At 31.6% G+C, this 13,939-nt stretch carries 12 protein-coding genes and 1 riboswitch; of the genes, 2 read left to right on the top strand and 10 right to left on the bottom strand.

Translation table 11 applies throughout. From position 1 onward, the window contains the following. Positions 1 to 244: hypothetical protein (locus CCE28_RS20855; protein WP_141228404.1), on the bottom strand; the 244-nt coding region annotated here is incomplete at its 3' end. Positions 245 to 583: 339 nt separating this feature from the next. Between CCE28_RS20855 and CCE28_RS20850 the strand changes: the two genes are divergently transcribed. Beyond that, positions 584 to 1,873, top strand: coding sequence for a DEAD/DEAH box helicase (locus tag CCE28_RS20850; protein WP_095136017.1), 1,290 nt, complete (start codon positions 584 to 586; stop codon positions 1,871 to 1,873). A 193-nt stretch (positions 1,874 to 2,066) separates the two neighbouring features. On the opposite strand, the gene CCE28_RS20845 is transcribed toward CCE28_RS20850, so the two are convergent. From CCE28_RS20845 to CCE28_RS20830, 4 genes are all read right to left on the bottom strand, one after another. After that, positions 2,067 to 3,248, bottom strand: coding sequence for an MYG1 family protein (locus CCE28_RS20845; RefSeq protein WP_242973049.1), 1,182 nt, complete (start codon positions 3,246 to 3,248; stop codon positions 2,067 to 2,069). Further along, entirely contained in the window at positions 3,211 to 3,597 is a 387-nt protein-coding gene (locus CCE28_RS20840) for a DUF6762 family protein (protein WP_141228403.1), read from the bottom strand. Before CCE28_RS20840 ends, CCE28_RS20845 begins: the two co-directional genes overlap by 38 nt. A 183-nt stretch (positions 3,598 to 3,780) precedes the next feature. Then, positions 3,781 to 4,860 carry an FAD-binding protein gene (locus CCE28_RS20835; RefSeq protein ID WP_095136013.1) on the bottom strand — a complete coding sequence of 360 codons (1,080 nt, stop codon included), beginning with the start codon at positions 4,858 to 4,860 and terminating at the stop codon, positions 3,781 to 3,783. 699 nt (positions 4,861 to 5,559) lie between these two features. Next, the gene (locus CCE28_RS20830) at positions 5,560 to 6,279 is read right to left on the bottom strand and encodes a hypothetical protein (protein ID WP_095136011.1); all 720 of its coding nucleotides are present in this window, start codon (positions 6,277 to 6,279) and stop codon (positions 5,560 to 5,562) included. A 431-nt stretch (positions 6,280 to 6,710) separates the two neighbouring features. Here CCE28_RS20830 and CCE28_RS20825 point away from each other — a divergent pair, with 431 nt between their 5' ends. After that, positions 6,711 to 7,901 (top strand): L-lactate MFS transporter, encoded by a 1,191-nt coding sequence (locus CCE28_RS20825; protein WP_207652945.1) that lies wholly within the window; start codon positions 6,711 to 6,713, stop codon positions 7,899 to 7,901. Positions 7,902 to 8,415: 514 nt separating this feature from the next. Here CCE28_RS20825 and CCE28_RS20815 read toward each other — a convergent pair. The 5 genes from CCE28_RS20815 to CCE28_RS20795 all read right to left on the bottom strand — a co-directional run bounded on the left by CCE28_RS20815 (position 8,416) and on the right by CCE28_RS20795 (position 13,337). Beyond that, complete coding sequence (locus CCE28_RS20815) at positions 8,416 to 9,264, bottom strand: effector binding domain-containing protein (RefSeq protein WP_176461955.1); 849 nt, start codon at positions 9,262 to 9,264, stop codon at positions 8,416 to 8,418. A gap of 259 nt (positions 9,265 to 9,523) precedes the next feature. Next, on the bottom strand, positions 9,524 to 10,447 hold the full coding sequence (locus tag CCE28_RS20810; RefSeq protein ID WP_242973051.1) for a FecCD family ABC transporter permease: 924 nt from the start codon (positions 10,445 to 10,447) through the stop codon (positions 9,524 to 9,526). A gap of 80 nt (positions 10,448 to 10,527) precedes the next feature. Then, a complete protein-coding gene (locus tag CCE28_RS20805; RefSeq protein WP_095136005.1) occupies positions 10,528 to 11,538 on the bottom strand; it encodes a FecCD family ABC transporter permease in 1,011 nt (336 codons plus the stop codon). A 76-nt stretch (positions 11,539 to 11,614) separates the two neighbouring features. Further along, the gene (locus tag CCE28_RS20800; RefSeq protein ID WP_095136003.1) at positions 11,615 to 12,541 is read right to left on the bottom strand and encodes an iron-hydroxamate ABC transporter substrate-binding protein; all 927 of its coding nucleotides are present in this window, start codon (positions 12,539 to 12,541) and stop codon (positions 11,615 to 11,617) included. Continuing rightward, entirely contained in the window at positions 12,492 to 13,337 is an 846-nt protein-coding gene (locus CCE28_RS20795) for an ABC transporter ATP-binding protein (RefSeq protein WP_095136001.1), read from the bottom strand. The genes CCE28_RS20800 and CCE28_RS20795 overlap by 50 nt, the downstream gene beginning before the upstream one ends. Positions 13,338 to 13,629: 292 nt before the next feature. Beyond that, a riboswitch (cobalamin riboswitch) is annotated at positions 13,630 to 13,799 on the bottom strand. Positions 13,800 to 13,939 lie beyond the last annotated feature (140 nt).

Raw genomic sequence — 13,939 nt, 5'->3', positions numbered from 1 at the left:
GTCCTTCAATGTCCATATTCTTTACCACATCTACAGAGGCAAGTAAGTTTATTTCCCCTTTCCATTCATGAATTTTATCATCCACAAGTGTTACTAGCTTTTCAACCTTACTTCGAGCTATCTCTTCCACATGTTTAATAATTATTTCTTTAGCTTCATTATATACAAAAGTAGACAAGGATAAAAAACCTATCATAGATAATAATACTACTGGAATTACGACTTTTTGCTTTAAACTTTTCAACCTTTTTCCTCCTCATTTCCATTACCTTGAAACAACTTTTATTTGTTTATCTTCTTTATTATGAATTATTACTTTTCTAAGCATAATAACAACGTCACATTTTATCATAATCTCCTTGTAAGAAAAGGTCGAAACTTGAAACTATACAAGTTTTTTTATTATCTTTGTACGATTGTAGTACAAAATACTTTATTTTAATACAAAATAATCTAATGACATATAGACGGTATGTTTTGTTTAAACTAATATCATAAAAGTTATAAGATATTTTTGTTTATTTCTGATATAATAAATTGATTTACATTTAAAACCATTCTTATAAACTGAGAGGCAATATATATGATTACATTTTATAAATTAGGAATAAGAAATGATTTAGTATATGCCCTTGAAAATCAAGGCATTACTACTCCTACTCCAATTCAATCTTTAAGTATTCCAGTTATTTTAAATAATGAAGATTTAATTGCAGAAGCACAAACTGGAACAGGAAAGACCCTTGCATTTCTGCTTCCCTTATTTCAAAACTTTCATATTGAAGATAACAATATTCAAGGTTTAATCATTACCCCAACCCGTGAACTTGCTATTCAGATAACTGACGTAGCTAGACAACTTGCACACTCAAAATCTTTAAACATACTTGCAGCTTACGGTGGACAAGATATTAAAGCTCAGTTACATAAACTACGTGGCAACGTACAACTGGTTATTGGTACACCAGGAAGAATCATAGACCACATTAATAGAGGTACTATTAATTTCAATAACCTGAAAACAGTTGTGATAGATGAAGCTGATCAAATGTTTCATATTGGATTCAATAGAGAAGTTGATGCCATTTTAAGTAAATTACCAAAAACTAGACAAACTTTGTGCTTTTCTGCTACTATGAGTAACACGGTAGATGACTTTTCCCATAAATATTTAATAAATCCTAAACAAGTAACTGCTCCAAAAAAACAGATAACTCTTGAAAATATATCTCAGATTGTGGTTGAAACTTCAAATAGAAAAAGACTTCCTGATTTATTAAAAATTCTACAACAAGATTATCCTGAAAAAGCAATTATATTTTGTAAAACTCGAATGAGAACTAATGCATTATATGAAGAATTACTTAATGCAGGGTATAATGTAGCTCCACTTCATGGAGATTTAACCCAATCCAAACGAGAATTTGTAATGAAGTCTTTTAAAAATGATGAAGTAAAATTCCTTATAGCAACAGACGTTGCTGCCCGTGGAGTTGATGTTGATGGAATCACTCATGTTATCAACTATGACATGCCCCATGATATTGAAAGCTATATCCATAGAATAGGGCGAACTGGTAGAGCAGGTTATTTGGGTGTTGCCTATACCTTTGTAACTATGAAGAATGAAGCAAAGCTTGAAGCTCTTGAAAATTTCATTCATATGAAAATCAAGAGAATTAGTATGGGTACTGTTACAAAACCAAATGTTCCAAAGGAACATAAGAAGAAAGAAATTAGCAATAATAATCCTATGAAAAAAGTAAATAAAAATAATAATGATAGTAAAAATAATAGGAATAGTAAGTACAGTAAATATAGTAAGAATAATAAATCCAAAAAAAGTAAAAAACGTAGAAAAAACAATTTTTAGTCTAAGGCAATTGGTAGTCTAAGAGATCTGTGATTCAGTAAAAATGAAAACTCCTTCTTAGAAATTATTAATAATATAATTTCTAAGAAGGAGTTTTTTACGATTACTATACTTTCTTTCCTATTAATTTTATTTTCTTTTAAAGAATCAAATATAGAATATCTAGTATCCTTAAATTTGAAATACTATCTTATTATCTTCTTGAAAATAATCTTGTAATAAATCTAAAGAATCTCCCTTCTTTCACTTCTTGTGGTTCATTAATTGCCAGTTGGGCCATTTTCATTATACCTTTAAATGATCTGGCTACTGCAATAAACCTGCCTGTATGACAAAAGACTGAATCCCTAACTCCTGTTATAGCTACAAGCTCCTCATCCATTTTACCTGCCCAGGATTTAGGCAGATACTTTCTATCTTTTCCATCCTTGTCTCTAACCGTCTGCATTGCATAATCATCTTTTCTTGGATAAACTATAAAAAGCACTTCCTCTTTTTCATCAACAGATCCAAGTGTTTCTCCCCAAGGACAAAATGTATCAAGGATTAAAACCTCGGGAATAATTCTACTCTTATATGCCCTGAGCACAATTTCTTCTGATTTCAATACAGATAGTCTACGGTTTATTGTATTTTCTAAAATTACTGATGCAGTGTCCACTGCCTCATTAAATGCTTCTTCGTCAGATTTCTCTGAATACCATGGTGGGTTAAATCCCGATATAATTGATGATATATTCATGGTTGGTATTATTCCATCCCCTGTCCTGATTCCATTATCTAGTGCATCGACACCTTTAATTAAGACTCTATCCACATATTGAAAAACTGACTCAATATCCTCTTCACTCAAGGATGGATCTTTGAATTGTATAACACCTCTTCCAAATTTCCTCCATATCAATCCGCAGGCCGCAAAGGGGATACCATCATCCCTACACACCTTTTCAACACCATGATGATCAAACTCCCCTCCACCTACATCATATACTATATCCAATTCACTTAATATCTTCGGATCTCTCGTTCTTATTAATTCTATCTCAAACATTCCCTTAAGAATTGCAGTTGCCATTACCTCATCAGCATGGAATCTTCCATGATGGGTACCAACCTTTTTAAAAGACTTTTTAGTACTTATTTCATCACCCTCTAAAGTAAAGAAATTTTCTTTTTTGTCTGTATCTCTTTTTGGTATTTCCAGAAAATCAAATAATAATTCTTTTATATAAATAGTAATATATGGTTTGAAAATTAAACAGTTCATACGGAACAAAACCATTTCAAAAAAACAGAGAATATCCGCAATGATATTCTCCATTTTTATTCCATACAACTTATTTATATTCTTCTTTTTTACCTTTAATTGTATCATACACTTCATCTAATTGTTCTTTATGTTTATTTAGTAAAGCCTGTAATTTCTTTTGCATCTCATCTTGTATTGGAATAAACTCTACAACAACTTCCCAAGTTGGATTATAAGTGTCCTCTATTTCTTTGCAGGACAAAGCTACATTCTTTAAAGTATCTTCATCATAATAATCTAAAATAGCAGGAAACTCCCAATCTTCCACATCTTTGTCTGTTGTAATTTTTACATAAACAAGATCCTTTTCTTCTTCATGTATCATGTAAATACTCTCAATTAAATTTCCATGGTTAGAAATAGTATAATTTTCTATTTCTTTTTCTAATACACCACTCTCTTTATTCTTTTCCATAAGCATTACAGCGAAAGGGTCCATAAATTTCACACCTCTTTTTTATGTATTTATTGTGATTTTCTCCATTTTTAATATTTTGATTATAACGTTAAGTTCCCCAAATGTCCATAAAATTATATAATAGGTAAATATAAAGAGATGTGTATTTGCTATAAAAAAGAAAGACAACCAATAGTTTATTTAATAAACATTCTTATGAACTTCCATAGCTAATACACCAGTCTTCATTATTAGCTTTCTAGTAAATTTATTGTACATTAATAAGGATTTCAGGTTCTTCACAAATATATTAATCCTTAGTTTTGTTGTTTTTCGCTTATATCTTAATCCATAATTTTTCATAGAATGATTAATGCAATCAGCTAAAATAGCTCCACTTTTCAATGCGTAACTAATGCCTTCAGCAGAACTTGGACTAATAAATCCTCCGGCTTCACCTATGAGAGCCACATTACCTTTGAAAAGATTTATTTGGTTTAACTTTCTTGGTCTCATGATCCAAGTCCCTTCACGCTTAATACACTTCCCAAATTCATAACCTTTTTTTCTCAGTTTCTCAACTAATATTTGAAATTTTTCATTGGCATTAGCATAATCCAGTATGGCAGCTCCAACAATGGCATAGTCTTCCTTCTGAATTACCCAGGAATAGAAATCTGTAACTTCTTCATCGAATATTGAAATGAAATGAGGAGATTCTTTTGATGTCTTATACCACTTTTGTATAGAAACATACCTGTCTGGCAGTTTATCATTTTCAAAAGCCATCCGTCTTACCTTTGAAGTTGCACCGTCTGCCCCTACAAGTAATTTTGTAGATATTTTTTCTGTAACACCTTGATTAAATACTTCAACTTCAATATTGCCTTCAGTTTCTCTATAACCCTTGAAAATACAAGAAGTCATAACCTGAACATTTTGGGGTACTAGTGATAGCAACCATCTATCAAATTTTTCACGATGAACATTAATATAATGTCTTTGATAGTACTTTAGTATATGATTGTCAATATCTATGGATCTAACACTAAACATCTGTGGGCCTACTATAACATCTTTAGGTAATCCCAATCCAAATTGAGCTAAAACTTTTTGTGCATCTGGAGCTAATAATCCACCACAACATTTTTCGCGTTTAAAGTTAATTTCATCATAGAGATTTCTTTTATCAATAAGCAGTACTTTGTATTTCTCATCAAGCATTCTTGCAAGAGTAGATCCTGAAGGACCGCCACCAACTATTACAATGTCATATACCAATTAATACTCCTCCTTATAATTATCAACATAAAACTATGTTTAGCCAGTAGTCTTTTTGAATCAAAAGTTCTATCATCCCACTATCCAATAATCCAACCAAATAATTCACAATGTAAATATAACATGTTTTTTATTTATTTTCAATATTTTTTTATCGTAAAACGATAAAGTTTTATCTTATTTCATTGTATCAAGTATTTTAACCATCACCTTTCTACACAATAATTATGAGGTATTGATACTTTGCGTTATGAGGCTTTTAACACTATTGTGAAGGTTGCTTATGGGATTGCCTTTGGAAATAGGGATGGCAGTAATATGAAAGAGAAAAAACAGGAGAAATAGCTCCTGCTTTAATAATATTAGTCCCCTGCCAGGCCATAAACTGAATTTTTCTTGTGTACTCAATGTAAGTATGGTATAATAACAATACACTAACGCTTGCCCAAGCGAGGTCAGTATCTTTAGAGATGCTGACCTTTTGTGTTTTTATACATATTCTAACCTCATTGGTATTTTAGTAAATTTCCAGTATATATATAAGTTCAATATGACAGAAATGTATCTTTATCTACTCATAAAATCAATATCTTACTGTTACTACTGACCAAAAAAAGTGGCCTAAATTGACATGATGAATTCAGGGAATTTTGCTATCTACTACATACAATCTTAATCTCACAAAATAGCTATTTCTTACTATTCCCCGATTGATTCTTTTATGCTGGTTCTTAGTATGCTTACCACTTCAGAAGTATCATGTTTTCTATCAATTGACTCATGTATAACAAGACTCATTGCGGTTAAAATTGATAAGTTTTTCTTGAATTTTTTTGTTCCCCTATTGTATAGCTTCCATCCCCATTTTTCCACTTTAGGCATTATATAGTATCTTTCTAAAGTAACCTTAAGTAAGGCAAAGAATAGAACAAATAAAAAACTCATATAAGCAGAAGTAATAAAGTATTCACCCCTATGACTTATTTCAGAAATTACTAAAATCAGTATTAAAGAAATCATAATATCAACGATTGACACGAGAGACGATAATGTTGAATATATTCGGAATCTTCTTTTTATCTGATGAATCATTTTTCTATTCGTTTTATCTAATTTTCCAAATTCAGTTAATATTTTCTTTTTCGTTTTACAATATTCTAATTCAGACTTTATTTTCCCTTCAGTCATTTGCAAGTAAAAATCATTAAATTTAGTTTGTGCATTATCAAAGGCCCAGTGCATATTATATCTGTTTTTATTTCTATATACTTCTTCAATTTCATTAAATATTTCGTCTAGTTGATTTATATAGTCTATTTTTTTATTTATCAAATCTTGCCTATAAAATTGAGGAAAGATTTCCTTTATTATTGTATTAACAAGTTCCCAAATATTAGATTCATAATTTAATTTCAACATTCTTTTTTCTCCCTTACTGCTATATAAATAATTAATCTTCTTCACTCTTTTCTATTATTCTTTCATTTTTAGTTGATAAATTATTCAAATATCTCAATGTAGCAGGTGATATTTATAACATATAAAAAAAGAAAAAAGACTGCCATAATAATTACACACAATATATTAGAAGCTACGCCTACATAGAAGTAGACAATTTTATTACATAAAAAAATCTACTTGGCTTAAGTTAACTATTCTAAGTTTTCACCTCTACGTTATCAATTAATCGAATATTACATAAGTTTCTCTTGCCTTTGTACATAAAATAATCATATAATATCTATAAAATCAATTTAATCCTTAAGTAAACATTAGGGTGAAAAATATCTAAGCTATTATTATTTTTTTATCATTAAATAAAAAACTTATACTATAAAGGAGGATTATTAATGACTAACAAAACAATGAATCGTTGGTTTGTTGTATTAGGCGCTGTATTATTACAAATGTGTATAGGAGCTATCTATACATGGAGTTTATTTAATCAGCCACTTATGGATACATTCGGTTGGGAAAAAAGTGAGGTAGTTCTTACTTATTCAATTGCTGTTTTCGTTTTTGCTTTCTCAACTATTTTTTCTGGTAGATTACAAGATAAAATAGGACCAAGAAAAGTTGCTACTATTGGGGCTATACTTTATGGTGGAGGATTAATACTAGCCTCTACAGCTACATCTCTTACACAATTATATATTTATTATGGTGTTATAGCTGGAGCTGGAGTTGGGTTTGCTTATGTTTGTCCATTATCTACTTGTGTTAGATGGTTCCCAGAGAAAAAAGGCTTTATTACAGGTATAGCAGTTGGTGCTTTTGGACTTGGAGGATTAGTTTTCAAATCTGTAATTCAACATTTTTTAGTTAATAATGGAGTTTCTTCAACATTCCTTTATTTAGGTATAATTTATGCTGTTTTAGGTTTAATTGGATCTCAATTCTTAATACTTCCACCTGCTGGATATGGCTCTGCTGCTAAGAATTCTAATGCAACTAAAGAAAATGTCTTTACAGTTGGAGAAATGCTTAAAACTAAATCATTCTATTTTGTTTGGGTAATGTATTTATTTGGATGTATGAGTGGACTTTTAGTTATAGGACTTGCTAAAGATATTGGTATTCAATTAGCTGGATTAGAAGCTTCAGTAGCCGCAAATGCAGTTGCTATGATTGCACTATTTAATACTGGAGGAAGACTTATATGGGGTACACTTTCAGATAAGTTAGGTAGAATAAGAGTCGTAACAATGATGTTTATAATAACTGCTATATCAATGATCACAATGAGTGTAGTTACTTTAAAATATATTACTTTCTTTGCTTGCTTAGCTGGTATTGCATTCTGCTTTGGAGGATTCTTAGCAGTATTCCCAACAATAACAGGAGAATTCTTTGGTATTAGAAATTTAGGTGCAAACTACGGAGTTGTTTATCAAGCATATGGAGCAGCTGCATTAGTTGGTCCAATAATCGTTGCAAATGCTGGTGGCTTAAAACCTACATTTATGATAGCTGCTGTACTTGCTGTAATAGGTGCTATTTTAACTTTCATAGTAAAACCGCCTACAGTAGATAATATATAAATAACTGCATCATTTTTTAGGTTCTTTTAAATCAAATATGTACGTAAAAAAATCAAGTATGATTTCACGAGAATAAATCATACTTGATTTTTTACGTTGTTAGCTATTATCTATTTTATATGCATAGGTCTCTATTATTAATTATTATCATCCAATACTACTATTTTTTTATTACCACATCTACTTTAGGTACAGATACTTCGCCTGAATACAGACATCCAAATAACCTAGATTTTTCAACATCTATATTCTCACAGTTTTCAAACACAAACTAGCTATCCATACAACTGCCCTTCTCAATAGTATGACCTGCATTGATATTTTTTATATTTATATTTTTACAATTTCTAAATGCAAGTACATTTGCAAACCTTGGTTCTACTAATAAATCTGATTAAATAATAATTCTTTTATATCACAGGAAAGATGGAAAATGAACAAAATCCTATACTGTTGCTGTAGGAAGACCGACTTACTCAATGCTCACATATTTATCTTATCCCGTTATGTTTTTTCAATTATTAGTATTATTCTCTTTTTTTATTGGTACATATAATCTGCTTTCGTTGTTATTTTTATAATCAAACATTGTTATGTCTTCACCTTCTAATAACTCATAGCCTGATTTAGGTAAAAAACTTCCATATATATATTTATACGTATCATCAATTTTTTCCCTTGAAGCCTTATGAATAAAGACTAAATATTCTCTTCTGGGTAAAACTTTAGCTACCATACCTTTGGGTATCTCTTTAAAATCACTAACCTCTGTGCAAAACATATAGTGAACTCTTTTTTCAGGATAAAAATCAGATACATCAGAATAACAAATACCCATTATTTTATTAGAATCAACAGCATTTTCAATTATATCTTTTCTACCAATAAAATCCTTAAGCATTTTATTAAAAGTAGACATATTATAGTTTTCCACATACTCAACTCCAACTACCTTTAATTCCTTTTCAATCATCGAATGGTAAACTACTTGAATGTTTTCAGTTATATGTTTCATATTTTCAACATCAATTTTTTCCCTATGGTAATAGGTTATATTTTTCTTATCCTTTCTATATTTAGCAGGAGTTTTATTATATACCTTTTTAAATGCCCTTGTAAAAGATTCTTGAGAACCAAATTGATACTTCAATGCTATTTCAATAATCCTTGCATCTGTATATAGTAGTTCAAAAGAAGCACAAGTAAGTCTTCTTTTTCTTATATACTCTCTTAAACAATCCCCTGTCATTGCTTTAAATATTCTTTGAAAATGATGTAATGAAAAACCACCTGCATCTGCTACTTCTTTCAAAGAGATATTTTTTATGATATTATATTCAATAAAATCTATTGATTTTCGCATACAAGAATAATAGTCCATATTGAATTTTGCTCCTTTCTTCTTTAAGTTTAAAATCCATATAAAGATTTTGAACTTAAGAACATAGATAAATCTTTTCCATTATAATAAGTTCATTTGTTAATTAATATACAACAAATTATTTCATATTCTAGTGCACTTTTTTTGATATTTTGTGCTATCTTCATATTATCAAATCGAGTCATCTAATTTTTTTACTTAAACGGGTTCAGTCACCTTGTATTGCTGGTCGGTCTTTTTCTTATTTTTTTAATAATAAATACATGAAATATGGTGCACCGATTAAAGCAACCATAGTACCTGCTGGAATACCATCAGTTTCAACTACATAGCGTCCAATTGTGTCCACAAATAATAATAGCCATCCGCCAATCAGAATTGCAACGGGAATAAATAATTGATTCCTAGGTCCCACTAAAGCTTTAGCCATATGTGGTGCCATTAGTCCAACAAATGCTATTCCTCCTGTGACGGAGACTGCAGAAGCTGCTAGTGCCACGGCTGCTAATAGAAGTTGTATACGTTCTCTTTCTACTGATATACCAACACCTATGGCCACAGGTTCGCTAAGTCCAAGAATATTTAAACTATTTGCTTTGTATAATGTAAAAGGCAACAGGATAGCTAACCATGGAAGAAGCGCTAAAATAAACGGCCAGTCAGCCCCCCAAATATTGCCGCATAACCATTTTGCAATAAAATCTACTTCTATATGTTCGGCAGACGAAATAAGTATAATCATCAATCCAGAAAGTGCCATTGAACATCCACATCCAATAAGAACTAGACTTGTGGGTTGAAGACCTTCATCCTTGTGATACGAAAATGCATAGATGAAACACGCCGTAATGAGAGCACCGATAAAAGCAACTATAGGAAGTAAAAAAACAAACGAACCCGCATCAACAGAGAAAAACAAATAGAAAATGGTAATGGAAACCCCGGCTCCAGAATTAATACCTATAATACCAGGATCAGCTAAATCATTGCGTGTAATTCCTTGTAAAATAGCACCGGATAAGGAAAGAGCCATACCTGCTAACAATGTAATTATAATTCGTGGTAACCTGATAGAGAATAAAACAAATTCTTCTTTAAAAGTACCTTGCCCCAGAAGAGTTGGAATAAGTCTATCATAGGATAGAGAGGAGTATCCCTTTCCCATCCCGATAACAATCGTAATCCCGATTAGTATTAGTAAAATGGATATAATCAATCGCTGTTTTTTTATTAAAGTTGGTTGAATCATGAGAATGTTTTCCCTCCTTTATGTGCAATGAATAGGAAGAATGGTAAACCCATCATTGCAACAATGGCTGCTACAGACGTTTCAAATGGAGCATTAATTGTACGGCCTAGTGTATCTGCAAAAAGTATTACAGTAGATCCTAAAATGACCGACATAGGTATGATAAATCGGTAATCAGTTCCAACAATAAAACGAGCCATATGAGGGATCATTAAACCAATAAAGACCATATTTCCAACAAGTGCAACGGAAGCACCAACAAGTAAAATGTTTATTATAAAAAGCATAACTTTTATTTGTGTTGTCTTTTGCCCTAATCCAACTGCAATTTCTTCACTTAAACTAAGAATGGTAAGCTGCCTTGAAAGGAAAAGAGCAATGAGTATACCGATTAAAATAAACGGAGCAATTATTTGAAGCTGCCTCCATGAAGTGCCCATCATCCCCCCAGCAGTCCACATGGATACTTCTTTTGAGATTTTGTAGTAAATAGCAACACCTTCTGCCAGTGCGTTTAGAAATGTCGAAACGGCTACACCAGCTAACACAATTCGAAAGGGGGTAAATCCGCCTTTCTTTATTGAACTAACTCCAAAAACGAAAATACCTCCAACAGCTGCACCTATAAAACAGACAATAATAATTCCTAAATAATTAACTGAAGGAAAAAATGCAATTGTAATAGCCAGTGCAGCATTTGCGCCTGCAGTTAATCCAAGTAAACCTGGATCAGCAAGGGGATTTTTAGTCATTCCTTGCATAATAGCGCCAGACACAGCTAATGCAGCTCCGACAAAAATCGCTGCTATTTCACGGGGAAAGCGGATTTCACGGATAATCAAGATATTATCTCCAATTTCATTAGTTGTAAGAGCAAGCCAAACATCTTTAACTGAGATATCTGCTGCCCCTAGAATCATGGCCCAGACAAACATTCCAGCAAATACAAGCATTGCCGTCAACAGCTTGAATACGAATGAAATGAAACGTTGATTTTCTTCCATCATCAGTCTCTCACCTTTCTTATAATATATAATAGAAAAAAAAAGAAGAATTCTTCAGCTAAGAATTCCTCTCGTAGTACTAGTTACCAAGGAAGCTTTTCTTAATGAAATCTAATTGGTACTCTAGGGTAAGTGCATCATTAAAATAGAACTGTTTGGCATTGACTTCAAATACACGATTATTTTTTACAGCGGGAAGATTTTTATACGTATCTGTTTCTGTGAATGAATTGTCCGCATCTAAGTTTTTACTGAAGATTAAATAGTCTCCTACGAACTCTGGAAGAACCTCAGGCGATAATGCATAGTAACCGTCTTTTAAAGCCATTTCTTTTACTTTCTCCGGCATTTTTAATTTCATCTCTTCATAAAGAATTTCTGTACCCCGACACCAATTATCACCAAATACGTAAAGCTGTTTTTCATACCCTTCTATAACAGAAATCGTTGCATCAGCTCCAATTTTTGATTTGATCTCTTCTCCAGCTCTTTGTGCACGTATTTTAAAATCATCAATCCAAGCTTGCGCTTCTTTTTCTTTATTTAGTAGTTTACCAATTTCTAGAAAACTAGTTAAATAATCAACTTTTCCAAATGTATACGTTACAGTAGGAGCAATTTTTTTCAATTTATCGATGCTATTACTCGTTGATGAGGCAATAATCAAATCTGGTTCTAATTCAATAATTTTTTCTAAGCTTTCATCAGATACTTCTACAGCATCTTTACTATATTTTTCAAATAAAGGATTCATTTTGGAATATTTATCTACACCAACAATATTGCCACCCAGAGCCATAACACTACCAGAAGTGTGACAAGTTAAATCAACAATACGTTGTGGTTCAGCAGGAACCTCAATCGGACCATTTTCAGATTCATATATGATCGTTTCTGATTTAACTTCCTGTATAGTTGAGGTGTTGTCTTTTTCTGTTGTTTGGTTGCTACAAGCACTAAAAGTTAGCACAAATACTAGTAGCATAGGAATTAATATTTTTTTCATTTTTGGATTCTCCTTTTAATAGATTGTAGGTGATGCAAATTGGTTTATTTGTTCGAGGATCTCTACCAATTTCAGCATCGATATGAAATAGTTCCTTCAGTACATTCTGATTAATAACGTCTTCACAATTTCCAGCTTTCACGATTTTCCCGTCTTTTAGAGCAATAATATAGTCAGCAAATCGAGCAGCTTGATTTAAATCATGAAGAACCATAACAATTGTACGTCCCTGTTCTACATTTAGCTTTTGCAAAAGTTCTAAAACTTCTAGTTGATGAGCCATATCTAAATAGGTTGTAGGTTCATCAAGAAAGATAATTTCAGTTTCTTGCGCAAGGGCCATTGCAATCCAAACACGCTGACGTTGACCTCCTGATAGTGCATCAATCGCACGAAACTTAAAGTCTTTTGTTTCTGTAACCTCTAGAGCCCAGTCAATTACTTCATAGTCTTTTTTTGTTAAGCGTCCGAAGTCTTTTTCATAAGGGAAGCGGCCATAAGATACTAGCTCACAGACTGTTAACCCACTTGTACATTCTGGTGTTTGCAGGAGAACTGCCATTTTTTTAGCCAGTATTTTAGTGTTTTCTTTCAATATATTTTTCCCATCTAAGACAACCGACCCAGACTGATGCTTAATAATACGAGTCATTGCTTTTAATAGTGTAGATTTTCCACAACCATTTGAGCCAATGATAACAGTAATTTTTTTGTTTGGAATTTCTATACTAATATCTTCCACAACTAAACTCTCATCATAACCAATGTTTATGCCATCTGTATAAAGACGAACCATTATTTAACCTCCCATTTCTTTTAGATTTAGTATGCTTCAATCGTAGTTATATAAAGCGTTTAGAATTATGCTAAACGCACATACTATAACATACAATACAAAGGCTCTTTTTGTTTATTAAAACTTTGCTATATTCCTTGTAACTTCTATATTTTCACCTCTATTTCATTTCCTACACCATCAGATTTGTTTTGATACTTTTTTCCTTATTCTTATTTTTTTATATAGTTTTACTATTTCAGGGCACAAAAAAAACACGTCTGAGAATATCGCTTTTTGGTCCGAAAAGCTCATGACATTTTAAATACTAGTCGGTCTCCTGACTTAAGCCTCATCATGCTAATTCACCTTCCCAAGTTTCCTCAGTGGTATACGAATTAACACTCTTCTAATACAGTAGCGGCACTGTGCAAGATTCTCACTTGCTTCCCAATTTTACCTAGCATTATTCAAATGTGTTTGGAAATTTTTATCACTATAAATACTTTATGTCAATACAATTTGCTAAAACTTTGTTAATATTTAGTTTATATGTTATTTATTAGTTAATATACAATAAATTATTTCATGTTCTAATACACTTTTTTTGATTTTTTATGCTA

It is taken from the genome of Anaeromicrobium sediminis, from assembly GCF_002270055.1.
GTDB classification, from domain to species: Bacteria; Bacillota; Clostridia; order Peptostreptococcales; family Thermotaleaceae; genus Anaeromicrobium; species Anaeromicrobium sediminis.
Note: the sequence above shows the minus strand (reverse complement) of the source record. Positions and strands in the feature narration are given on the sequence as shown.